The sequence below is a fragment of the Actinomadura physcomitrii genome, assembly GCF_008923205.2.
Lineage (GTDB): Bacteria > Actinomycetota > Actinomycetes > Streptosporangiales > Streptosporangiaceae > Spirillospora > Spirillospora physcomitrii.
This window is the reverse complement of sequence record NZ_WBMS02000032.1, coordinates 1-20,975: the sequence shown is the minus strand read 5'-3', so window position 1 is coordinate 20,975 and position 20,975 is coordinate 1. Positions and strand designations below refer to the sequence as shown.

The following is a 20,975-nucleotide window of genomic DNA, read 5'->3' as shown; positions in this document are numbered from 1 at the left end:
TTCGCGCGGTGTTCTACGGCGCCTCGCCGATGCCCCCAGCCGGTGCTGGAGCGGGCGATGAAGGCCTTCCCGAACGCCCGGTTCACGCAGGGGTACGGCATGACCGAGCTGTCGCCGGTCGCCACCTTGCTGAGCCCCGCCGACCACGAGCGCCCGCACCTGTTGCGCGCCGCCGGAAGGGCCGCCCCCTGCGTGGAGGTGCGTGTCGTCGACCGGGCCGGGACCGAGGTTCCGCGGGGCACGGTGGGCGAGCTGGTCGTCCGCGGCGGAAACGTGATGCTCGGCTACTGGAACAGGCCCGAGGAGACCGGCGCCGCCGTCCGCGGCGGCTGGATGCACACCGGCGACGGTGCCTACATGGACGACGAGGGCTACGTCTACATCGTCGACCGGCTCAAGGACATGATCGTCACCGGTGGCGAGAACGTGTACTCCGCCGAAGTGGAGAACGCCGTAGCCCAGCACCCCGCCGTGGCCGCATGTGCCGTGATCGGCCTGCCGGATCCCGCCTGGGGCGAGCGCGTGCATGCGGTCGTGGTCCTCAAGCCGGGCGCCGAGGCCACCTCCGAAGAGATCCGCGAGCACGCCAAGGCCCGTATCGCCGGGTACAAGTGCCCACGGAGCGTCGAGTTCGCGCAGACGCTGCCGCTGTCGGGCGCCGGCAAGGTCCTCAAGCGCGAGTTGCGCGAGAACTACCGCCGTCAGGTCGCCGAGCAGACCCGCTGACGGCGACCGCAGCCGGGGCGATCGCGGCGACGAGCCCGACCCGGGGACCAGATGGATCGTCCGGGTCGGGCTCGTCACCGGCCTGTGTTCCGCTCTATCGGACGTTCAGAGCCGGAAGCCGCCGCCGCATGACGGTGACGTTGAGCCGGCCCCACTCCTTGGCAAGCGTCCTGGTCAGCCCGGTCACGCCGGCCTTGGCGACCGCGTAGTTCGCCTGCCCGGCGTTGCCGCCGGGGCCGGCGACGATCACGACCCTCGCGCCCTCCGAAGCCAGCTTGAGGGCGATCTCGCGGCCGATGCCGCGGCCGGACCCGGTGACGAGTGCGACCTTGTCGTCGAGCGTTCCCTTGCGCGGGCTCTTTGTCAGTGGCCGTCGCGCAGCGCGACGACCGCGCGGCCGGTGAGGGTGGTGGTGCCATCGGCGAGCGTGACCGCGAGGTCGAGAGTGGCGGTGCCGTCGTCGACGGCCACGACCGTTGCGGTGCAGGTGGGCCGGGCCCCGACGGGCGTGATCGAGGCGAATCGCACCGAAAGCGAGCGGATCCGGTCCTGCGGTACCCATCCTGTGAGCAACCGGCCGACGTAGGCCATGCTCAGCATGCCGTGTGCGAAGACGTCGTCGAAGCCCGCGGAACGCGCGTTGTCGATGTCGATGTGGATCGGATTGTGGTCCCCGCTGGCGCCCGCGAACAGCGCGAGGGTGGTCCGCGAGATCGGCGGCGGCCCGAGCGGCGGCAGGGCCGTGCCGACCTGGAGATCGGCAGGGGGCGGGGTCCCGGTCACGCGGTCACCTCCGGGTCGCGGACGACGATGACGGTGGTGGCGACGGCGATCCGCTCGCCCTCGCGGCTGAACGCCGTCTCCTTCGTGAGGAGCTCCATGGCGCCACCCCGCTTGGACGTCACGTCCACGATCCGCTCGGCGACGGTGAGCGTGTCACCGGCGTACGCCATCGCGCTGTACGCGAAGTGCTGCTCGCCGTGCAGCACGTGCCGGAGGTCGATGCCGGCGTCGAGGAGGTAGCGGAACGGGTCGTCCGATTCCAGGCTCGCGCTGAAGAAGAAGGTCGGAGGCACGGGCACAGCGCGGACGAGCCGGTCGAGCAGTTGTTGTTGACGTTGACGACCGGGATCCCGGTCATCCCGACGCCGTACAGGGCCCGTTGGCCGCTGGTCGAGTCTCCGTAGACGAAACCGGCGTAGGCCTGCTGCACCTGCGCGAGGTCGAGGCCCGCATCGGTCAGCGCCTTCCGCACCGCCTCCGCCGCCATCGCGTCATAGGAGCCGCTCTTGCTCGGGGTCACGAAGGGGACCATTCCGACCCCGACCACGCGTACTCGTGCCACGCTCACCACTCCTGAAGCGAAACGTCCTGGTGCTGCGGATCAGCAGCGGTGCGATCGTGGCATCCGCGGCTCGGCCCGCACCATGTCGCCGCAGACATCGATCCCCGGGTTTTTATAGCGGCCGCAACGTAGGTGCCCGCCGGTTCGGTGCGTCATGTTGGAGGCCGGTGACCAACGGCAGAACTCACAGCCGGCCTGAGGCAACGTGCTGTCTCTTCGGAAGAAGGCCTGACATGACCGAGACGGAACCTCGCGCGGCGGCGGGGACCGACCGCACGATGACGGAAGAGGAGTCGATCGCACTCGTCGACGATCTCTGCCTGCGCTACCGCAACTGGGGAAGGTGGGGTGACGACGACCAGCGGGGAACCCTCAACTTCATCACTCCTGAGGCCCTCGTGCACGCCGCCACCATGATCCGCACCGGTCGGGTCGTCTCGTGCGGACTGCCGTTCGACAGCGACGGGCCGCAGAGCGGTGGCTTCGGCGGCCGGACCAATCCGGTCCATTCGATGCTGCAGGACGGCGGCGACATCGCCCTGGGCGCCCAGGACGGCCTCGCTCTGCTGCGGTACACCGACGACGCCGTCACCATGCCCCTGCAGTGCGGGACGCAGTGGGACGCGCTCGCGCACATCTTCTACCGCGGCCAGATGTACAACGGTCACGGTCTCGAGCACGTCACCAGCACGGGCGCCTCCATCAACGGCATCGAGAACATCGCCGATGCCGTGGCCGGCCGGGGCGTCCTGCTGGACGTCCCGCTGCACCGGGGCGTCGACTGGCTCAGCCCCGGCGACTCGATCGGGAGCAGCGAGTTGACCGCGTGCGCCGAAGCCCAGGGCGTGGAGATCCGTTCGGGAGACATCGTCCTCGTACGCACGGGGCAGATCGCCCAGGTCCGGGCGCGCGGAGCCTGGGGCGACTACGACTCCGGCCCGGCACCGGGCCTCGGCCTGTCGGCGGCACACTGGTTCGCCGGTCACGAGATCTCCGCGCTGGCCACCGACACCTGGGGCGCCGAGGTCCTGCCCAACGAGACGCCCGGCGTGTTCCAACCGCTCCACCTGATCCTGCTCGTGAACGCCGGCATGACGTTCGGTGAGATCTTCGATCTCGAAGCCCTGTCCGAGGCGTGCCGGGACGAGGGGCGCTACGAGTTCTTCTTCACCGCACCGCCGCTGCCCATCACGGGTGCCGTCGGTTCGCCGATCAACCCCCTTGCGATCTTCTGATGGGCGGGTTCGAAGCGGACGGCGTCGAGATCACCGTGCTGGTCGAGAACTGGGTGGACATGCTGCTCCCGGATCTGGACCTCGGTGACGGCACGCACTGCCTGCGCAACGGCCTCATCGACCACTTCGACCAGCGGCGGCTGCCACCCCAGGCGGAGAACGGGATCAGCCTCCTGGTGACCGCGCGGAGCGGACGGCACTCCTCGACCGTGCTGTTCGACGCCGGGCTCACCGGCACGGTCCTGACGCACAACATGCGGGCCCTCGGTGTCGACGCCGCGCGGATCGGGCACGTCGTGATCAGCCACGGCCACCCCGACCACTACGGCGGGATCTACGCGTTCCTGGAGTCCGTCGAGCGCACCGTCCCGGTCGCCACCCACCGGGACGCCTTCCTGCCCCGGTACGCGGTCATGCCGGACGGACGGTCGTCCGCGTACTACAACCAGGCGTTCACGATGGACGACATCGAGCGGCGCGGAGGGAGGCTCGTCCTGGGCGCCGGCCGGCGGGAAGGCGGTGCGCTCGACCTCGGGTGCGGCATGTTCACGACCGGGTTCATCCCGCGTGAGGTGCCTTTCGAAGGGCCGGTCGAGCCTCCGGCACCCCATGCGCCGGGGCTGTACCAGATGCGCGGCGACGGGAGCTACGGACTCGACGAGGTCATCGACGAACAGGGGCTGGTCATCGACGTCAAGGACAGGGGACTGGTCGTCCTCACCGGGTGCGCCCACGCCGGGGTCCTCAACACCATCGACCGCGCACGCGAGATCTGCGGCGGCAGGCCGGTGCACGCCGTCCTCGGCGGCTTCCATCTGGGTTTCCCGACCACGCCCGCCGCGAACGTGGACCTGACGCTGCAGGGCATGCGGGAACGCGGCGTGTCGCACATCATGCCGATGCACTGCAGCGGCCTGCCGGCGCACGCCGCTTTCCGCGCGCAGATGCCGGACCGGTACGTGCAGCCGGCCGTCGGAACGGTGCTGAGGTTCGGACGATGAGCCGGCCGGCGGGCCCGTTGAGCGGGCTTCGGGTCGTCGCGATCGAACAGGCCGTGGCCGCGCCGCTGTGCTCGCGGCACCTCGCCGATCTGGGCGCCGACGTCGTCAAGGTCGAGCGGCCTGACGGAGGAGACTTCGCGCGCGACTACGACACCTTCGTGAAGGGAATGGCGAGCCATTTCGTGTGGCTCAACCACCGCAAGCGGTCCGTCGCACTCGACGTGAAGTCCGAGGACGGCAGGGGCGCTCTACGGGAACTGCTGGGCACCGCCGATGTCCTGCTGTCGAACCTGCGGCCCGGTGCCATCGAGCGGATCGTGAGCCCCGAGGAGCTGAACGAGATCAGCCCCGGGCTCGTCACCTGCCAGATCTCCGGCTACGGGCCGGACGGCCCCTACCGCGACCGGAGGGCGTTCGACCTGCTCGTCCAGGGAGAGGCCGGCGTCACGGCGAACACGGGGCTCCCCGGCGCACCCGCCAAGCCGGGAGTCTCGCTCGCGGACCTGGCCGCCGGCATCTATGCGGCAACCGCGATCCTCGCGGCCCTGAGAGCGCGCGATGTGTCGGGAGAAGCCCAGCATGTGCACATCTCCATGTTCGACGTCCTGGCCGAGTGGATGAGCCCGCTCCTTCTCGCCTATCGCGAGAAAGGGGTCGACATCGAGCCCGCGGGAACCAGGCACGCCACCATCACGCCGTACGGACCGTTCACCGCCGCGGACGGTGCCGTCCTCAACATCGCGGTGCAGAACGACCGGCAGTGGCTCCTCCTGTGCGGTGTCCTCGGGCTCGAGGAGATGGCCGCTGACGCCCGGTTCGCCACCAATGGTCGCCGCCTCGCGAACCGCGCAGAGGTGGAGGAGGCGGTGGCCGTCGCGGTCGCCGCGCACGGTCACGACGAGCTGGCGGCCCTCCTGGACGAGGCCGGCATCCCATGGGGCCGGATGAACGGGACCCCTGAGGTCGCGAGGCATCCGCAGTTGGAGGCGGGGAAGAGGTGGAGGCCGGTGCGGCTGCCCAGTGGTGAATACGCCTCCGTCCTGGCGTCCCCGTTCCGCGTCACGGGTTTCGAGCCACCCGACGACGCCCGGGTCCCCGCGCTGGGAGAGCATACTGACGAAGTCCTTGGCGACGTCCGTTCCGACTCGGGGAGGCGCAGTGCCTGAGTTCCTCGTCAGGATCGCGGTCACGCGGCCCGCTTCGTTCGACGATGACCGGTGGAGAGAGGTGCTCGCAGCGGAAGCCGACGTCGCCACGGGGTACCGGGAAGCCGGATTGATCACCCGTATCTGGCGGTTGCCCGGCACGACGGCCAACGTCGGCGTCTGGCAGGCGGCGGACGCAACGGAGCTCCACGAGCACCTGTCCCGGCTGCCCGCCTTTCCCTATATGGACGTGCAGGTGGAAGCACTCGCGCTGCACTACCTCGAGTCCTCCGGACCCGGGTGAGTCACGCCGAGGGCGTCCCGGGGAAGCAACGTTGATCCCGGCCGAGTCGATGTCGGCGTTCGTTCTGGTCCACGGTGGCGGACACGGCGGGTGGTGCTACCGGGACGTGGCGCGGCTGCACGCCGTGCGCGTCGCACATCTCCAGCAGGGCCCTGACCTCGCGGTCCTGGTCGACGCCCGGCCGATACGTCAGGTACTCCGAGACGAGGTCGGCCTTGGACACCGCGATCGCGAACGGGACCTCTCCCTGCCTGTCCGGCGGGATCAGGTTGATGCACGCGTTCAGCAGATTGGCCTGGTTCCTGCGCTGGATCCCGTCGGCGTGCCGGGCCGGACGCCATTCGCGGTCGCGCGGCGGAGTGAGGCAGACGGGGTCGATGAGGAAGATGACCCCCGGACGCCACTCCACTCGCACGAACTCGTACACCACGGCCTAAGCGGTCACCGCTGCCCGAGCCGGACGGCCGTGCCGGCCGCCGATGGCGAGCCCGAGTCCCCGGGGCGGCTCATTGGACGAATCGTCCTGTAATACAGAACGTGATTCGGGCTTCTTGCCAATGCTGCGCCGCCGTGACGCCAGGAGTATTTTTCTGCCAGCGCGTGCGCGGACGACCTCGGCCTCGCTCGTCGCCGCCTGAGGTCTGCCACCTCATCCCGGCCTTTTCTCGTCTCCTGGTGGAGTGCATGCTATGCGAGTGCACAGCGCAGATTCAGGTTCTTCTCCGGCGCACGGCTGGCCCACGGATCTGCCGCGGTCGCTGATGGCCGATATCGTCGGCCCCGAGCTGGATTCACTGGCGACGGAGGTGGTCGAAGGCGTCCGGCAGCAGGTCCCTGAGCTGCGGTTCCTGTTCGAGGGGGAGGCCGGCGAGCGCTGCAGGCTGGGGTTCATCGAGTTCTTCGAGGTGCTCATCGAGGGCGCCGCCGCCAGCGATCCCGCCGTCGCCGGCTCGGCCCGGCGGCAGCACGAGGCGTTCGTGACGCGGGCGTTCCTCGAGGGGGTCGAGATCGACGGCGTCCTGGCCGTCTACCAGGCCGGGGCGCGGATCGTCTGGAACAGGCTGGCGGCCGCCGGACGGGAGGCCGGCGTCCCCCCGGACCAGATGTACCTGCTGGTGAAGATACTCCTGGACCGGCTGGAGCAGATGTCGGCGACGTCGGCGGACATCTACGAGCGGCTGCGGGGGGAACCCGCGAACCTCCTCGGCCAGCACAGGCGAAGGCTGCTGCAGTTGCTCGTCCAGGAGGTGGCCCCGGCCACCGACAGCGTCGCCGACCTGGCCAGGCAGGCCCGATGGCGCGTCCCGGAACGGGTCGCGTGCGTCGCGGTCGGCGACGGCGCCGACCGGCGGGGCCGCGCTCCGATCGGGCTCACCCCCGACGTGCTCACCGACTTCGACCGGCCCGACCCCTTCCTGCTCCTCCCCGCGCCCGAACTGCCCGGCCGCGAAACGATGCTCGGCCAGAGCCTGGCCGGGGCCACGTACGCGATCGGCCCGTCCGTGTGCCTCGGCGACGCGCCGGTCTCGTTGCGGCTGGCCCGCCGTGCCCTCGTCATGGTCCGGGAGGGCATGCTCTCGCCCGAGGCCGGGGCCGTCCGCTGCGACGACCACCTCCCCACGCTGCTCCTCGCCGGTGACGAGGACTGCATGCGGATCCTGACCGACAAGGCGCTCGCGGTGTTCTCCGATCTGCCGCCCGAGCGGCGCCTCCGGCTGTCGGAGACCCTGCTGACGTGGTTGAGCGCCGGCTCGTCGCTGGTGGACGTCGCCGAGCAGCTCACCGTCCATCCGCAGACCGTCCGCTACCGGATGCGGCAGATCGAGGCGCTCGTCGGCGTCGACCTGGCCGACCCCGCACGGCGGTTCGAGCTGCTGCTGGCGCTGCGCTTCTGGCTGCTGAGCCAGAAGCGCACAATCCCCGGCTGGTGATCGCGGGGCCGTCACCGTACCCGGGCGCCTCAAGCCGTTTTAGCTTTTTCGACGCGAATTGCTGCGCGAAGTGATTTACATTCCGGTGTTGGGTTCATTGTCGGACTGCCGGAAAATTGCGGCTTCACGCGGGCGGTGTCACCGCTCGCTCCACCATCGGGGTGAGGACCTCCCGGGCGAATCGGCGCAGCTCGGTGTCGTCCTCCGGGTCGGGGTCGGCCGGCGGGATCGCCAGATACGTCGCGAAGAGGCGGGCGAAGACCTCCGCGACCCACCGGACCTGCTGGGAGGGGCCGCCGGGCTCGTCGCCGTGGATCTCGCGCGCGATGAAGGCGGCCCCCATGGACAGGATCCGGGAGTCGTCGACGGCGAGCGCCTCGAAGACCGATCCGGGGTCGGTCTGGCTCGCCCGGCGCAGCAGCGGATGCCGCCGCGCGAACGTGACCGCCGCGACGAAGCCCTCCGCGACGCCCTCGCGGCGCCCGGCGGCCCGGTCGATGCCGGCGGCCACCGCCGCGAGGAACCGCTGGACCTCGCGCGTGACCAGGGCGTTCAGCATGTCCTCGCGGCGGGGGAAGCGCCGGTACACCGTCATGCGGCCGAGCTTGCTGCGCCTGACCACGTCCTCGACGGTCAGCCGGTCCACCCCGACGGCCGCCGCCTCCGCGAGCGCGGCGTCCAGGATGCGCTCCCGGTTGGCGTCCGACTCCTGCGCCTGTGCCGTGACCGCCCGGCTCACCAGCGCGGCCAGCTGCGGATCAGCCATCGGCCGCGACCGCCACCGCGCCGCGCCCGGCGCCGAGCGCGCGCCTTCGGGCCATCGCCACATGCGGCGGCACGTCGAAGGCCCACCGGATCATCCGCGCGTTGGCGCCCAGGTACGGCATCGCCGCCAGGCTCCGCATCGCCGGCGAGAGGTCGAGCCCGGTCAGGCGCCGCGCCCACGGCGGTGCGAGGCTCATTCCGGCCCGCACATTGAAGTGGGCCTGCGCCGTGGTGAGGCGGTGCACCGCCGCACCGACCGGCCAGGACGGTCGTCCATCGGACGGCACGGTCTGCAGGAATTCGAGGAAGTCCCGGGTCTGCTCGGTCACCGCCAGCCGGGGCCGTACGGCCGCCACGAACTCCGCCAGCTCGGCCGTGGTGACCGGGACGGTGTCGGCGCCGGCCATGCGGCCGATGACCGCCTGCTCGGCCAGGTAGCGGTTCCGCTCCGCCGGCGACAGCGCGCGGTTGAACCGCTCGAACGCCGTCATGATCATCCAGGGGATGCAGGTGTGCACCCAGGCGATCAGCTCCGGGTCCAGGGCCCGGTAGGCGACACCGTCCGGACGGGCGCCCGTCACCTGCCCGTGGATCTTTTTGACCGTACCGATCAGCCGCGTCGCCGCCTCGGTGTTCCCGAACGTCGTGCCGAGGACGTATCCCATCGTGCTCCGCGCCCGCCGGAACGGATCCTCGCGGTAGGAGGAGTGCTCCTCCACTCCCGCGATCACCGACGGGTGCAGGATCTCGAGCACGATCGCCGCCGTCCCGGCCGCCGCCACCGCGCCCAGATCCCCGTTCACCTCCCACGAAACGCTGCCCGGTCCGGTCAGTCCCGGATCGCCCGCCGGGCCGCCGTACAGCCCCTGCTGATCGTGGCGTCCGCTGATCTCCTCGACGGCCTCGACGATCCGCTCGCGCAACCCCACGCCGCGTCACCTCACCTCGGTGGACTAGTGGTACAGGCACTATCTCATCTGTACCACTCTAAAGCGAGGTCCGGGACGTTTCGGCCTTGCGAAGGCCGCCTACCAGCCGGGACGCCCCCTCCACCACCGCCGTGTGACAACCAGGCGCCGGAGAACTGTCGCATCCGCACCAAGCGCAACGGTTCCTGGCACGCATACCATCCACATCTGAGAGTCATGCTCGCATCATCGGAGAATGTCGCTCTTTTGGAGGCGTGATGCGGTTCGGTCGGATTCTGCTCGCCATCCTGTCCGCGACGGCACTGGCCGGAGCCGCGGCGCTCCCGGCGCGGGCGGCGGCGCAGGCGGCCGGTGACACGGTGACCGTGAAGGACGGGGTCCTGCGAGGGACGGTCAACGCCGACGAACGCCTGTTCCTGGGGATTCCCTACGCGGCGCCCCCGACCGGCGACCGGCGTTTCCGCCCGCCGCAACCGGCCGCCCCCTGGCAGGGCGTCCGGGACGCCACCAAGGAGGGCTCGCTCTGCCCCCAGATCGGTCTGGGCAGCGAGGACTGCCTGGTGCTCAACGTCTACACCCCGCCGGAGGCGGAGTCGAAGAACCTGCCGGTCATGGTGTACCTGCCCGGCGGCGCCTACGTGACGGGATGGGGCTCGGGGTACGACCCGACGCCGCTGGTCACCAAGGGCAAGGTCATCGCCGTGACGGTGAACTACCGCCTCGGACCGCTCGGGTTCATGGCGCTGCCGGCGCTCGCCGGGGAGTCCGGGACGACCGGCAACTACGGGCTGCTCGACCAGCAGGCGGCCCTGCGCTGGGTCCGCGACAACATCGGCGCCTTCGGCGGCGACGCCCGCAACGTCACCCTGTTCGGTGAGTCGGCGGGCGGCAACAGCGTCTGCATGCAGCTCCAGTCCCCAGGCGCGGCGGGCCTGTTCCACAAGGCCATCTCGCAGAGCGGCGCCTGCGGCACCACGCTCGGCCCGGTCCCGGCCGCGACGGCGTACGCGACGAGCACGGCCTTCGCCAGGAAGCTCGGCTGCACCGACCCCGCCACGATGCCGGCCTGCCTGCGCGGCAAGCCGGCCGGTGACCTGTCCGTCACCGCAGGCGAACTGTTCGGCAGCTTCGGACCGAGCCCGCTGAGCTGGACCCCGGTGATCGACGGCCACGTGATCAAGGAACCGACGCTGGAGGCGCTGGCGTCCGGGCACTACAACAAGGTGCCCCTCATCTCCGGCAGCAACAAGGACGAGGGCCGGCTGTTCACGGCGCTCAACTACCACCTGTCCAAGTTCCGGCACGCCACCGCCGACGATCTCAAGGCCGAGGTCCGGTTCCGCGCCGGAGACGACGCCGCCCAGCAGGTCCTGGACGCCTACCCGCCGGCATCCGCCGACAACGCCGATCTGGCCGTGTCCTCGCTGACCACCGACACCCTCTTCGCCTGCCCCGCCCTCGCCACGAACCAGAGCGTCGCCGCCAACCCCGGACAGAAGCTCTACGCCTACGAGTTCGCCGACCCGAAGCCGCCGATGGTCGACTTCGACCCCCTGATGCCCCTCGGCGCCTACCACTCCGCCGACATCTTCTACCTGTTCAAGGGCCTCAACGGCATCCCGCCGATCCCCGGCCTCGACACCGCGCAGCAGCAGTTGTCCGACAAGATGATCGCCTACTGGACCACCTTCGCCAAGACCGGCGACCCCAACGGCCCGACCACGCCCTCCTGGCCCGCCTTCACCGCCTCGTCCCCGCAGGTGCAGCGGCTGAGCCGGGAGGGTACCGCGCCGTTCACCACGTTCGCCACCGACCACAAATGCCGGCTCTGGATCCACTGACCCCGGCCCGACGTCAGCGCGTGGCTACGGTGACGTGCAGGGCAGGCGGAGGAGCATCCGGGTTCCGCCGGGGTGGTCGGCGATGTGCAGGTCGCCGTGGTGGGCGCGGGCGATCTGGCGGGCGATGGGCAGGCCGAGGCCGGTGCCCTCGGGGTCGCTGCGCCGGGCGTCGGCACGGCGGTAGAAGCGCTGGAACACCGCTTCGCGCTCCTCCTGCGGTATGCCGGGGCCGTTTTCGATACGCCGGCGATATGCGGCGGTTCGTAGCATCAGGAAGCGAGGGGCCGGCGCGGAGTTCGATGCTCGGCCGATGGTCATCACGCAGCAGGAACGGGGGCCCGCCGGATGCGCCGGCGGCCTGGTCACGGCAGTGAGCGAGGACGGTCGATGGCGCAGGTGGACACGGCGGAGACCGAACGGGGCGACGCCGAGGACCGCCCCGCCGGAGCCCCGCGCGCGGGCATCCGGCGGGCGGTCCGCGCCGCCTCACGGCCGGAGCCCTGGAAGCGCGGCCCCGTGCTCGCGGCGCTGGCGGTGTTTCTGGGCCTGTTCATGCTGCTGCACGCGCAGATTCCGAACCGGGTCGGGAATCTCGGCAGTCTGGTGGAGAACCTCCTGCCATGGCTGGGCCTGTTCGTCCCGGTGCTGCTGGCCGGGGCGGTGTGGCGGCGCTCGCCTTCGGCGGTGGTCGCGTTGCTGCTGCCGGTGGCGGTGTGGCTGAACCTCTTCGGCGGGTTGCTCACCGACAAGTCCCATCCGGGCGCCGACCTCACGGTGGTCAGCCACAACGTCGGCGCCGACAATTCCGACCCGGCGGGCACGGCCCGTGACCTGGCCGCTTCCAAGGCGGACGTCCTGGCGTTGGAGGAGCTGACCGAGCAGGCCCGGGGCACGTACGAGAAGGAACTGGCGAAGGCGTATCCGTACCACGTGGTGCAGGGCACGGTCGGGCTGTGGAGCAGGCTGCCCCTGTCGGACACCCGGCCCGTCGACATCGAGACGGACTACGGGCCGCTGGCGGAGACGAGGCCGACCGCCGTCAAGCTCAGCTATTCCCGGGCGCTGCGCACCACGGTCGCCACGCAACACGGACCGCTGGCGGTGTACGTCGCGCACCTCGGGTCCGTGCGAGTGACTCCCAGGACCGGCTTCTGGACGATCTCGCGGGACCGGAACGCGCAGGCGCTGGCCAGAGCCATCGCCGCCGAGCCGAACAAGCGGGTCGTGCTGCTCGGCGACCTGAACGGCGCCACGGACGACCGCGCGTTCGACGGCCTCACCTCGCGGCTTCGTTCGGCGCAGGAGGCGGCCGGGGACGGTTTCGGCTTCACCTGGCCCGCGGAGTTCCCGATGGTGCGGATCGACCAGATCCTGGTCCGCGGCGTGAAGCCGGAGAGTTCGTGGGTGCTGCCCGCCACCGGCAGCGACCACCGGCCGGTCGCGGCCGGAATCGGCTTCTGACCAGCCGGACGTCGCGCGGTGCCGGATTTTAGCTGACTTCGAACTTGTGTTCGATATCTGCGCCATGGTCCGGGGTACGTTCCACGGCGGAAGAGCGCCGGCAGGTGGACGTGGCGCCACCGTGGACGGCGCGGGAGAGGGAGGGTGATCTGGATGAGCGGGCCCCACCGTCGCTGGAACTGGCGGCAGATCGCGGCCTTCGCCGCCCTCGGGCGCTTCGCGCTCGAGGCCGCGCGCATCGCCTGGGAATGGCTGCACGACGACGGGCCCGGCCCGTCCCTCTGACGGCGAAGGCCCCCCGCGCGAATGCGCGAGGGGCCTCCTGTGCCTGTCGGATGGGTGCCGGTCGGGTCAGAGCTGGCCGGCGGGGGGCTGGGTCGGGGTGAGGTTGAACAGCGGCTTGCCGACGAACAGCGCGACCCGGCCGAGCATGCCGTTGATCACGCCCGCGGCGGAGGTGTACCAGGCGACCAGCGCGGTGATCACCCCGATGTAACCGCCGATCTTGATCGTCGTCTCGTTGGTGGAGAAGTTCCCGATGAACAGCACGATCTCGGTGATCTCCAGGGTGAGGAAGACGCCGAAGACGGCGAGGTTCACCTGCGTGCTCCACAGGAGCATGTACGTGTTGAAGATCGCGAAGGCGAGCAGGATCCAGCCGAGGTCGTTGGCGACCTGGTCGGCGTTGCCCTCCTTCGCGACGAGCAGGATGTAGAGGCCGAGCCCGATCCAGAAGCCGCCGTAGGTGGAGAAGGCGGTCGAACCGAACACGTTGCGGTTGCGGAACTCCCACATCCCGGCGAGGAGCTGGACGAGGCCGCCGTAGCCGAGCGCGAAGCCGAGCCACGCGTCGGTGCCGTCCGTCCACTGGGCGTTCTTGGCGGAGAGAAGGAACGTGGTGAGGGCGAACGCGGCCAGCCCGAGCGGGGCGGGGTCGGCGACCGCGGGCGGGGTCTGAGGAGTGGACTCTTGCTCGACGTAGGTCATGTTGCCTCCTCGCTGGAGTCCCCCCGTCGCGGCTTGCTCGGGAGCAGGCGGGGACGGACGGGGGAACGCGGGAACAGACGTTCGGAAAGGCCGCACCGGCGGGACAGGGACTCGCCTAGCCGCATGCTGGTCCGACCTCACCGTCATGCCGTGCATCTGGCGCGAGGTGGACGCGCGTCAGATGCGCCCAGTAACTGCGGAGACCCGTAGTGTCGCTGGCCTCGAAGCGATCATAACTCCGCATGTGTCTTAGGTCACTGTCCAGTTTCACGTCGCTTCACCAAAGAATCGCCAGAAGATGACGGACGCGCGGTGCCCGATGCGGCGTTTCGGCGGCGATGCGCTGAACAACGCGGAACATCGGTGGTCGCGGCGGTTCGCGGGTTGTTGCCTGGCCTCCCATGGACTCCGGTGAAGGGACGACGGGATGAGCGTGTTCGGTGTCGACTACGCGTGGGGACGTCCGGGTGCGTCCGCGCTGCGGGAAGCGGGGGCGAAGTTCGTCTGCCGGTACCTGTCGCATGACACGACCGGCAAGAACCTGACGGCGGCGGAGGCGCGGGAGCTGTCGGCGGCCGGCCTGTGGCTGGTCGTGGTGTGGGAGAGCACGGCGTCGCGGGCGCTGTCGGGGCGGGACGGCGGCGTCGCGGACGCACGGGACGCCGCGGCCCAGGCGAAGGCGTGCGGGATGCCCGCGGACCGGCCGATCTACTTCGCGGTCGACTTCGACGCGACGCCGCAGCAGCAGGCGGCGATCAACGCGTACGCGGACGGCGCGGCGTCCGTCCTCGGGCGCGGACGGGTGGGCCTGTACGGCGGGTACTGGCCGGTCAAGCGGGCTTTCGACGCCAAGAAGATCACGTTCGGCTGGCAGACGTACGCGTGGTCGGGCGGGAACTGGGACTCGCGCGCGCAGCTCCAGCAGTACTCCAACGACCACAAGATCAACGGCGTGGGCGTCGACTGCGACCGGGCCGTCCACGACGACTACGGGCAGTGGAAGGCGGGCGGGGCGTCCGCGCCGCACGCTCCGGCGTGGCCCGGCCGGTACATCACGCAGCCGCCCGTCATGCGCGGCGACGACGTGCGGACGTGGCAGTCGCGGATGAAGGCGCGCGGCTGGTCCATCACCGTGGACGGCGCGTACGGTCCGGCGTCGGAGGAGGTGTGCCGCGCGTTCCAGCGGGAGAAGGGCCTCGGGGTGGACGGGATCGTCGGCCCGGCGACCTGGAAGGCGGCCTGGGAGTCGCCGGTCACCTGACCTGCCCGGTCACCTGACCTGCCCGGTCACCTGACCTGCCCGGTCATGTGGTCTGCGGGTGGCGCTTCTGGAAGGGTGATGCGGACGATCGTCCCGCCGGACGGGCGGGACAGCAGTTCGGCGCGCCCGCCGTGGGCCGCCGCGATGGCGGCGACGATCGGCAGGCCCAGGCCGGTGCCGGTGCTGCCCTGCTCGGCGCGGTGGAAGCGCTCGAACGCGCGCGCCGCGTCCTGCGGTGCCATGCCGGGGCCCTCGTCGGCGACCTCGATGACGCCGGGCGCGAGCCGGACCGTCGCGGGCGTGCCGGGCGGGGTGTGCGCGGCGACGTTGGCGAGCAGGTTCGCGAAGACCTGCCGGATACGGGCCTCGTCGACGGTCGCGACCAGCTCGGCGGGCGCCTCCAGCCGGACGGGATGGCCGGGCGCGGCGGCGGTCGCGTCCGCCACCGCGTCCCTGGCCAGCGCGACGAGGTCGGTCGGCGCGGGCTGCACGGCGGCCTCCCGGTCCAGGCGGGCGAGTTCGAGGAGGTCGGTGACCAGCCGGTTCATCCGCCCGGCCTCGTCCTCGATGCGGCGCATCGCGTCGGGCAGCTCGTCCGGGCCGAGGGCGCCGTGCCGGTACAGCTCGGCGTAGCCCTGGATGGTGGTCAGCGGGGTGCGCAGCTCGTGCGAGGCGTCGGCGGCGAACTCGCGGACGCGCGCCTCGGAGCGGCTGCGCGCCCAGAACGCCTGCTCGATCCGGTCGAGCATGACGTTGATGGCGGTCGCGAGCCGGGCGGTCTCGGTGCGGTGGCCGGGGCCGGGCATGCGGGCGCGCAGGTCGCCGCCCGCGGTGATCGCCTGCGCGGTGGCGGCCATCCGGTCCAGCGGCAGGAGGCCGCGGTGGATCAGCCACCGGCCGAGCAGCGTCAGCATGGCGAGCAGCAGCGCACCGGTCGCGACCTCGGTGAGGACCAGGTTGCGGACGGCCGCGTGGATCTCGTCCAACGGGGACGCGACGACGACGGTGCCGTTGCGCCAGGGCCGGGCGACGGCGCGCAGGCCGGGCAGGGAGAACGGTTCGAGCGACCGGGCGCGGGCGGCGAGGCCGGCGGTGCCGAGCTGCTCGACCTCGCTGACCGCGCGGTCCGGCGCGGGCGCGTCGCCGCTGAGCACCCGGACCCGCCCGTTCGGCCCGACCGCGAGCACGACGAACCGGGCCGGCGCCACCCCCTGCTCGGGCAGCCCGGGGCGCACCAGCCGGGCGATCGCCCGGTCGCGGGTGGCCTGGAGCTGCCCGTCCACCCGGTGCATCAGGTAGCCGTGCAGGACGAGCGCGCTGACCAGCCCGGTGATCGTCAGCCCGGCGAGGGTGACGGCGAGCAGGCCGGCGAGCAGCCGGGCGTTCAGCGTCATGGGCGCAGCGCGTACCCGACGCCGCGCTGGGTGTGGATCAGCGGCGTGCCCAGCGGGTCGAGCTTGCGCCGCAGGTAGCTGATGTAGGTCTCGACGACCTGCGGGTTGCCGTGGTCCCAGCCCCAGACGCTCTCCAGGAGCTGCGCGCGCGACAGCACCATGCCGGCGTTGCGCATCAGGTGGGCGAGCAGCCGGAACTCGGTCGGGGACAGGTCGACCTCGACGCCGCCGCGGCGGACCGTCCACTGGCCCTCGTCCAGTTCCAGGTCGGCGACGCGCAGCACCCCGCCGGCGGGCGGCGCGGCGCGCCGCAGCACCGCCCGCACCCGGGCGATCAGCGCCTCGATCGAGAACGGCTTGGTGACGTAGTCGTCGCCGCCGAGGGTGAGCCCGGTGACCGTGTCGGACGGGGTGTCCTTCGCGGTCAGGAAGATCACCGGGACCTGGTCGCCGCCCGCGCGGAGCCGCCGGCACACCTCGAACCCGTCGAGGTCGGGGAGCATGACGTCCAGCAGGACGAGGTCGGGCCGCTCGCCGGCGGCGGCGCGCAGCGCGTCCTCCCCGGTCGCCGCCGTGACGGTGGCGAAGCCGTGGAAGCGCAGCGCGACCTCGATGAGGTCGCGGATGTTGGCCTCGTCGTCCACGACGAGCACCCGCCGGTTCTCGCTCATCCGCTCCCGCTGTCGGCCTCCGGCCGGGCACCGCGCCCGGCCGCCGTCCTGCCTCGAAACTACCTTCCGCGCGGCGCTGAACCGCCGCGCGGCCCGGCGGCCCCGGGGGGGGCCGCCCGGCCGCCGGGGGGGGCGCGCGTCGTCGGCGCGCGGACGAGCTTGGCGGTGCGGGTGTTGCCGGACCGCTCGCCGAGCACGAACACCTGCGCGCCGTTGCTCAGCGCGGACACCGACGACTTGCCGCCGTCCTTGCGGACGCGGGTGTCGCCGTTGGTGGTCCAGGTCCAGGTGGCGCCGTCGGCGCTGCGGACGGTCAGCGACGACCCGGAGATGCCGGTGATCTTGCCGCGCTGCCAGTCGGCGAGGCGGAAGCCGTTCTTGGTGCGGACGGTGGCCTCGCCGTGCACGCCGCGGACGCGGCGCAGCGGGGCCAGGCGCTTGCCGTGGCCGGGGTGCGCCTTCGGCGCGGCGCTCGTCGCGGAGGGGGAGGGGGACGGGGCGGAGTTCGCGGCGGCGGGGACGGCGAGGTACAGGCCGAGCCCGAGCAGTCCGGCGGCGCCGGCCCCGGCGGCGATGGTCTTCCTGTTGGTTCGCATGGGGACCATTGAAGCGGGGGCGGCTGGCAGAAGTCCGTGCCGGATCCTGGGAGAACCCTGGGAATCGGCTGCGGGTCTCCCGACCGGTCCTGCTGCGCGCCGGTCAGTCGAGCGCTTCGGCGAGGGTCTCCAGGACCTGCTCGCCGTACTTGGCCAGCTTGTTCTCGCCGACGCCGCTGACCTTGCCCAGCTCGGCGAGGGACGACGGCCGCGCCGTCGCGATCTCGCGGAGCGTCGCGTCATGGAAGATCACGTAGGCGGGGACGCCCTGCTCCTTGGCGGTGGCGGCGCGCCAGGCGCGCAGCCGCTCGAACAGCGGCGCCGCCTCGGCGGGCAGCTCGACGGGCGCCTTGCGCTCCTTGGCGGCCTTCGCCGCCTTCGCCGGGGTCCGCTCGGGTTCGCGGCGCATCGCCACCTTGCGCTCGCCGCGCAGGACGCCCGCGCTCGCCTCGGTCAGGACGAGCGTGCCGTGGTCGCTCTCGACCGCGACGAGCCCCTGCGCGAGCAGCTGCCGGACGACCCCGCGCCACTCCGCCTCGCGCAGCTCCGCGCCGATCCCGAACGACTTCAGCGCGTCGTGGTCGAACTGGATGACCTTGGCGTTCTTCTTGCCGAGCAGGATGTCGATGATGTGCCCGGCGCCGAACTTCTGCCGCCGCTCCCGCTCCAGCCGGACGATCACCGACAGCACCTTCTGCGCCGGGACGGTCGCGTCCCACGTCTCTGGCGGGGACAGGCACGTGTCGCAGTTGCCGCACGGCTCCCCGGACTGCCCGAAGTAGTCCAGCAGCCGGACGCGGCGGCACTCGACGGTCTCGCACAGCGCCAGCATCGCGTCCAGGTGCAGGGACTGGCGGTGGCGGAACGCCGCGTCGCCCTCCCCGGCGTCGATCATCTTGCGGAGGTTGACGACGTCCTGGAGGCCGTAGGCGAGCCAGGCCGTGGACGGCAGGCCGTCGCGGCCGGCGCGTCCCGTCTCCTGGTAGTAGCCCTCGACGGACTTGGGCAGGTCGAGGTGCGCGACGAACCGGACGTCCGGTTTGTCGATGCCCATGCCGAACGCGATCGTCGCGACGATGACGAGGCCGTCCTCGCGCAGGAACCGCGCCTGGTTCGCGGCGCGCGTCCGCGCGTCCAGGCCCGCGTGGTACGGCAGGGCCTCGATGCCGTTCTCGGTGAGGAACGCGGCGTGCTTCTCGACCGAGTTGCGGGACAGGCAGTACACGATGCCCGCGTCGCCCTTGTGCTCGGTCTGCAGCAGCCGGAGGAGCTGCCGCTTCGCGTCGGTCTTCGGCTCGATCCGGTACTGGATGTTCGGGCGGTCGAAGCTCGCGACGAAGTGCCGGGCGTCCTCCAGCCGGAGCCGGGACGCGATCTCGGCGCGGGTCGCCTCCGTCGCGGTCGCGGTCAGCGCGATGCGCGGCACGTCCGGCCAGCGCTCGTGCAGGCCGGACAGCATCAGGTAGTCGGGCCGGAAGTCGTGCCCCCACTGCGACACGCAGTGCGCCTCGTCGATCGCGAACAGCGCGACGTCGCCCCGGTCGAGCAGCTCGACGGCCGCCGGGACGCGCAGCCGCTCCGGCGCGAGGTAGAGCAGGTCGAGCTCGCCCGCGAGGAACTGGGCCTCCACGACGCGGCGCTCGTCGAGGTCCTGCGTGGAGTTGAGGAAGCCGGCGTTGACGCCGAGCGCGCGCAGCGCGTCCACCTGGTCCTGCATGAGCGCGATCAGCGGCGAGATCACGACGCCGGTGCCCTTCCGGACCAGCGACGGGATCTGGTAGCACAGCGACTTGCCGCCGCCGGTCGGCATCAGGACCAGCGCGTCCCCGCCCGCGACGACGTGCTCGATGATCTCCCGCTGCCCGTCCCGGAACGCGTCGTACCCGAACACGCGGCGCAGCGTGTCCAAAGTCTCCGGGGTCTCGGGGAAGTCGGGGAGCTCGGGGGAGGCCATCGGCCCATGCTATGCGCGCCCGCCGACAACCGTCCCCGGGATGGGGTCAGAGGGGGTCGAGCAGGCCGCCCAGCAGGGCGGGGGTCAGCTCGTCGAGGCCCTTCGCGACGTGCGCGGCGAGCCCGAGCGCGTCGTCGGCCGGCGGGTGCGCCTCGCGCGGGATCGCGACCACCGCCATCCCGGCGGCGTGCGCGGAGCGCAGGCCGTTGCTGGAGTCCTCGACCGCGACGCAGTCCGCCGGCGGCACCTCCATCTGCCCGGCGACGGCGAGGTAGCCGTCCGGCGCGGGCTTGCCGGCGTCGACCTCCTCGGTGGACAGGGTCGCGCGGAACAGCCCCTCGACCCCGAGCTGCCCGAGCACCAGGTCGATGAGCGCGCGCGGGGACGAGCTGGCCAGCCCGAGCGGCCGGTACTCGGCGAGCCGGTGGACGGCGTCCTCCGCGCCCGGCAGCAGCGGCAGGCCCCGCGCGTACCGCTGGGACATCTCGTCGATCACCGCGTAGGCGACCTCCTCGGCGGTGACGCCGTCGACGAGGTCGGTCGCGATGTAGCGGGCCCACTCCACGGTGCTCATGCCCATGAGCCGCTGCTGCGTGTCGGGCAGCCACCGCCCGCCGTGCGACGCGACGTAGCCGCGCCGCACCTCCTCCCACACCGGTTCGGAGTCGATCAGCACACCGTCCAGGTCGAAAACGATGGCCTCCAAGGGCATGGCCCCTCCCGGGAATCGGCGCCGCCTACGGCAACGATCATTACCCAGCGCGCTCGGCGGGCAACCTCGGGTCGCCAATCGGACTAAAGGCCACCGACCTGGATCTTTACGGCGAATCCGACAAGATCGGCTTCGCGTCTGGCATCGTGGTGCACCTCCGTTCCCCCTCCGGAGTCACCGCAGAGGAGATCTGCACATGGCGTTCATCGGACTGCTCCTGCTCGCCGCGGCCGCCGTCGTGGCCGCCGGGATCATCATGGACAACACCGATCCGTCCCACCTCACCGCCTTCGGCCAGGCCGTCCCCGGCATCGACAACGAATGGCAGGTCTTCCTCGCCGGCGCGGCCGTCGCCGTCGTCTTCGTCGTCGGCATGATGCTCACCGTCGCCGGCGCCGGGCGCCTCCTGCGCGCCCGCCGCGACCTGCGCTACCTGCGCGAGGAGCACGAGGAGTCGCTCACCACCCTGGAGATGGAGAAGCGCCGGCTGCAGCGCGAACTCGCCCGCGTCCGGCAGAACGGCGGCCCCGCGCCCGCCGGGCCCGCCGCGCCCGCCGGGGCGTCCGCCGCGGACGCGCCGCCGCTTCCCCGCCGCGCCGCCGCCGCACCGCCTCGGCGCCGTCGGCGGCCTCGGCGAGCACCTCGAAGCCGGGCTCCCCGGTGAACATGCCGCGCAGCCCGTCGCGCACCACCGGATGGTCGTCGGCGATGAGCAGG

23 protein-coding genes and 3 pseudogenes are annotated in these 20,975 nt (G+C 71.7%); 10 read left to right on the top strand and 16 right to left on the bottom strand.

Going from position 1 to position 20,975, the window contains the following annotated elements; genetic code table 11:
* Positions 1-42: 42 nt before the first annotated feature.
* Positions 43-606, top strand: a pseudogene (locus F8568_RS51205) (AMP-binding protein); the annotation flags it as partial.
* A 214-nt stretch (positions 607-820) separates the two neighbouring features.
* Here the strand turns inward: F8568_RS51205 and F8568_RS48845 are convergent.
* The 4 genes and pseudogenes from F8568_RS48845 to F8568_RS32030 form a co-directional block, all read right to left on the bottom strand.
* Entirely contained in the window at positions 821-976 is a 156-nt protein-coding gene (locus F8568_RS48845) for an SDR family NAD(P)-dependent oxidoreductase (protein WP_236009730.1), read from the bottom strand.
* Between the two features lie 3 nt (positions 977-979).
* A pseudogene (locus tag F8568_RS48840) lies at positions 980-1,093 on the bottom strand (SDR family NAD(P)-dependent oxidoreductase); the annotation flags it as partial.
* The gene (locus F8568_RS32035; RefSeq protein WP_151597432.1) at positions 1,090-1,509 is read right to left on the bottom strand and encodes a MaoC/PaaZ C-terminal domain-containing protein; all 420 of its coding nucleotides are present in this window, start codon (positions 1,507-1,509) and stop codon (positions 1,090-1,092) included. The gene F8568_RS32035 and the pseudogene F8568_RS48840, both read right to left, overlap by 4 nt.
* A complete protein-coding gene (locus tag F8568_RS32030; protein ID WP_160573837.1) occupies positions 1,506-1,808 on the bottom strand; it encodes an FAS1-like dehydratase domain-containing protein in 303 nt (100 codons plus the stop codon). Before F8568_RS32030 ends, F8568_RS32035 begins: the two co-directional genes overlap by 4 nt.
* A gap of 496 nt (positions 1,809-2,304) precedes the next feature.
* Here F8568_RS32030 and F8568_RS32025 point away from each other — a divergent pair, with 496 nt between their 5' ends.
* The 4 genes from F8568_RS32025 to F8568_RS32010 are packed head-to-tail and all read left to right on the top strand — an operon-like array spanning position 2,305 to position 5,756.
* Complete coding sequence (locus F8568_RS32025; protein WP_202125606.1) at positions 2,305-3,306, top strand: cyclase family protein; 1,002 nt, start codon at positions 2,305-2,307, stop codon at positions 3,304-3,306.
* On the top strand, positions 3,306-4,307 hold the full coding sequence (locus tag F8568_RS32020) for an MBL fold metallo-hydrolase (RefSeq protein ID WP_151597430.1): 1,002 nt from the start codon (positions 3,306-3,308) through the stop codon (positions 4,305-4,307). Before F8568_RS32025 ends, F8568_RS32020 begins: the two co-directional genes overlap by 1 nt.
* A complete protein-coding gene (locus F8568_RS32015; RefSeq protein ID WP_151597429.1) occupies positions 4,304-5,473 on the top strand; it encodes a CaiB/BaiF CoA transferase family protein in 1,170 nt (389 codons plus the stop codon). The genes F8568_RS32020 and F8568_RS32015 overlap by 4 nt, the downstream gene beginning before the upstream one ends.
* Positions 5,466-5,756, top strand: a complete 291-nt coding sequence (locus F8568_RS32010) for a muconolactone Delta-isomerase (RefSeq protein ID WP_151597428.1) — start codon at positions 5,466-5,468, stop codon at positions 5,754-5,756. The genes F8568_RS32015 and F8568_RS32010 overlap by 8 nt, the downstream gene beginning before the upstream one ends.
* 1 nt (position 5,757) lies before the next feature.
* Here the strand turns inward: F8568_RS32010 and F8568_RS32005 are convergent, their stop codons facing one another.
* The gene (locus tag F8568_RS32005) at positions 5,758-6,186 is read right to left on the bottom strand and encodes a P-loop NTPase family protein (RefSeq protein WP_151597427.1); all 429 of its coding nucleotides are present in this window, start codon (positions 6,184-6,186) and stop codon (positions 5,758-5,760) included.
* Positions 6,187-6,517: 331 nt separating this feature from the next.
* Between F8568_RS32005 and F8568_RS32000 the strand changes: the two genes are divergently transcribed.
* Complete coding sequence (locus F8568_RS32000) at positions 6,518-7,687, top strand: helix-turn-helix domain-containing protein (RefSeq protein WP_160573836.1); 1,170 nt, start codon at positions 6,518-6,520, stop codon at positions 7,685-7,687.
* 124 nt (positions 7,688-7,811) lie between these two features.
* On the opposite strand, the gene F8568_RS31995 is transcribed toward F8568_RS32000, so the two are convergent.
* Together F8568_RS31995 and F8568_RS31990 are read right to left on the bottom strand one after the other, a co-directional pair.
* A complete protein-coding gene (locus tag F8568_RS31995) occupies positions 7,812-8,453 on the bottom strand; it encodes a TetR/AcrR family transcriptional regulator (protein WP_151597425.1) in 642 nt (213 codons plus the stop codon).
* Positions 8,446-9,381 (bottom strand): oxygenase MpaB family protein, encoded by a 936-nt coding sequence (locus F8568_RS31990; RefSeq protein WP_151597424.1) that lies wholly within the window; start codon positions 9,379-9,381, stop codon positions 8,446-8,448. Before F8568_RS31990 ends, F8568_RS31995 begins: the two co-directional genes overlap by 8 nt.
* Before the next feature lie 257 nt (positions 9,382-9,638).
* Here F8568_RS31990 and F8568_RS31985 point away from each other — a divergent pair, with 257 nt between their 5' ends.
* Positions 9,639-11,222 carry a carboxylesterase/lipase family protein gene (locus F8568_RS31985; RefSeq protein ID WP_151597423.1) on the top strand — a complete coding sequence of 528 codons (1,584 nt, stop codon included), beginning with the start codon at positions 9,639-9,641 and terminating at the stop codon, positions 11,220-11,222.
* A gap of 24 nt (positions 11,223-11,246) precedes the next feature.
* Here the strand turns inward: F8568_RS31985 and F8568_RS47120 are convergent, their stop codons facing one another.
* Positions 11,247-11,492 carry an ATP-binding protein gene (locus F8568_RS47120; RefSeq protein ID WP_236009718.1) on the bottom strand — a complete coding sequence of 82 codons (246 nt, stop codon included), beginning with the start codon at positions 11,490-11,492 and terminating at the stop codon, positions 11,247-11,249.
* Positions 11,493-11,609: 117 nt separating this feature from the next.
* Here F8568_RS47120 and F8568_RS31975 point away from each other — a divergent pair, with 117 nt between their 5' ends.
* Together F8568_RS31975 and F8568_RS49890 are read left to right on the top strand one after the other, a co-directional pair.
* Positions 11,610-12,683 (top strand): endonuclease/exonuclease/phosphatase family protein, encoded by a 1,074-nt coding sequence (locus tag F8568_RS31975; RefSeq protein WP_151597421.1) that lies wholly within the window; start codon positions 11,610-11,612, stop codon positions 12,681-12,683.
* A gap of 153 nt (positions 12,684-12,836) precedes the next feature.
* Positions 12,837-12,968 (top strand): hypothetical protein, encoded by a 132-nt coding sequence (locus F8568_RS49890; RefSeq protein ID WP_268896436.1) that lies wholly within the window; start codon positions 12,837-12,839, stop codon positions 12,966-12,968.
* A 66-nt stretch (positions 12,969-13,034) separates the two neighbouring features.
* Here F8568_RS49890 and F8568_RS31970 read toward each other — a convergent pair whose 3' ends face one another.
* On the bottom strand, positions 13,035-13,670 hold the full coding sequence (locus tag F8568_RS31970) for an acetate uptake transporter (protein WP_151597420.1): 636 nt from the start codon (positions 13,668-13,670) through the stop codon (positions 13,035-13,037).
* Positions 13,671-14,097: 427 nt separating this feature from the next.
* Here F8568_RS31970 and F8568_RS31965 point away from each other — a divergent pair, with 427 nt between their 5' ends.
* On the top strand, positions 14,098-14,931 hold the full coding sequence (locus F8568_RS31965) for a glycoside hydrolase domain-containing protein (RefSeq protein WP_236009715.1): 834 nt from the start codon (positions 14,098-14,100) through the stop codon (positions 14,929-14,931).
* Between the two features lie 26 nt (positions 14,932-14,957).
* On the opposite strand, the gene F8568_RS31955 is transcribed toward F8568_RS31965, so the two are convergent.
* From F8568_RS31955 to F8568_RS48830, 7 genes and pseudogenes are all read right to left on the bottom strand, one after another.
* Complete coding sequence (locus F8568_RS31955) at positions 14,958-16,325, bottom strand: sensor histidine kinase (protein WP_151597419.1); 1,368 nt, start codon at positions 16,323-16,325, stop codon at positions 14,958-14,960.
* On the bottom strand, positions 16,322-16,996 hold the full coding sequence (locus tag F8568_RS31950) for a response regulator transcription factor (RefSeq protein WP_151597418.1): 675 nt from the start codon (positions 16,994-16,996) through the stop codon (positions 16,322-16,324). Before F8568_RS31950 ends, F8568_RS31955 begins: the two co-directional genes overlap by 4 nt.
* A 59-nt stretch (positions 16,997-17,055) precedes the next feature.
* Positions 17,056-17,592, bottom strand: a complete 537-nt coding sequence (locus F8568_RS31945; protein WP_151597417.1) for a DUF5666 domain-containing protein — start codon at positions 17,590-17,592, stop codon at positions 17,056-17,058.
* A 103-nt stretch (positions 17,593-17,695) separates the two neighbouring features.
* The gene (recQ, locus tag F8568_RS31940; RefSeq protein ID WP_151597416.1) at positions 17,696-19,546 is read right to left on the bottom strand and encodes a DNA helicase RecQ; all 1,851 of its coding nucleotides are present in this window, start codon (positions 19,544-19,546) and stop codon (positions 17,696-17,698) included.
* A 46-nt stretch (positions 19,547-19,592) separates the two neighbouring features.
* Entirely contained in the window at positions 19,593-20,258 is a 666-nt protein-coding gene (locus tag F8568_RS31935; protein ID WP_151597415.1) for an HAD family hydrolase, read from the bottom strand.
* Between the two features lie 106 nt (positions 20,259-20,364).
* Positions 20,365-20,706: a hypothetical protein gene (locus F8568_RS48835; protein WP_236009714.1), complete on the bottom strand. Its 342-nt coding sequence runs from the start codon at positions 20,704-20,706 to the stop codon at positions 20,365-20,367.
* Positions 20,707-20,851: 145 nt separating this feature from the next.
* Positions 20,852-20,974 (bottom strand): annotated as a pseudogene (locus tag F8568_RS48830) (DNA-binding response regulator); the annotation flags it as partial.
* Position 20,975 lies beyond the last annotated feature (1 nt).

Excerpts from the sequence above, each read along its gene's own strand:
- F8568_RS32025 (WP_202125606.1), top strand. The coding sequence starts at position 2,305 with ATGACCGAGACGGAACCTCGCGCGGCGGCGGGGACCGACCGCACGATG.
- F8568_RS32020 (WP_151597430.1), top strand. The coding sequence starts at position 3,306 with ATGGGCGGGTTCGAAGCGGACGGCGTCGAGATCACCGTGCTGGTCGAG.
- F8568_RS32015 (WP_151597429.1), top strand. The coding sequence starts at position 4,304 with ATGAGCCGGCCGGCGGGCCCGTTGAGCGGGCTTCGGGTCGTCGCGATC.
- F8568_RS32000 (WP_160573836.1), top strand. The coding sequence starts at position 6,518 with ATGGCCGATATCGTCGGCCCCGAGCTGGATTCACTGGCGACGGAGGTG.
- F8568_RS31995 (WP_151597425.1), bottom strand. The coding sequence starts at position 8,453 with ATGGCTGATCCGCAGCTGGCCGCGCTGGTGAGCCGGGCGGTCACGGCA.
- F8568_RS31985 (WP_151597423.1), top strand. The coding sequence starts at position 9,639 with ATGCGGTTCGGTCGGATTCTGCTCGCCATCCTGTCCGCGACGGCACTG.
- F8568_RS47120 (WP_236009718.1), bottom strand. The coding sequence starts at position 11,492 with ATGCTACGAACCGCCGCATATCGCCGGCGTATCGAAAACGGCCCCGGC.
- F8568_RS31975 (WP_151597421.1), top strand. The coding sequence starts at position 11,610 with ATGGCGCAGGTGGACACGGCGGAGACCGAACGGGGCGACGCCGAGGAC.
- F8568_RS49890 (WP_268896436.1), top strand. The coding sequence starts at position 12,837 with ATGAGCGGGCCCCACCGTCGCTGGAACTGGCGGCAGATCGCGGCCTTC.
- F8568_RS31970 (WP_151597420.1), bottom strand. The coding sequence starts at position 13,670 with ATGACCTACGTCGAGCAAGAGTCCACTCCTCAGACCCCGCCCGCGGTC.
- F8568_RS31965 (WP_236009715.1), top strand. The coding sequence starts at position 14,098 with ATGAGCGTGTTCGGTGTCGACTACGCGTGGGGACGTCCGGGTGCGTCC.
- F8568_RS31955 (WP_151597419.1), bottom strand. The coding sequence starts at position 16,325 with ATGACGCTGAACGCCCGGCTGCTCGCCGGCCTGCTCGCCGTCACCCTC.
- F8568_RS31950 (WP_151597418.1), bottom strand. The coding sequence starts at position 16,996 with ATGAGCGAGAACCGGCGGGTGCTCGTCGTGGACGACGAGGCCAACATC.
- F8568_RS31945 (WP_151597417.1), bottom strand. The coding sequence starts at position 17,592 with ATGCGAACCAACAGGAAGACCATCGCCGCCGGGGCCGGCGCCGCCGGA.
- recQ (WP_151597416.1), bottom strand. The coding sequence starts at position 19,546 with ATGGCCTCCCCCGAGCTCCCCGACTTCCCCGAGACCCCGGAGACTTTG.
- F8568_RS31935 (WP_151597415.1), bottom strand. The coding sequence starts at position 20,258 with ATGCCCTTGGAGGCCATCGTTTTCGACCTGGACGGTGTGCTGATCGAC.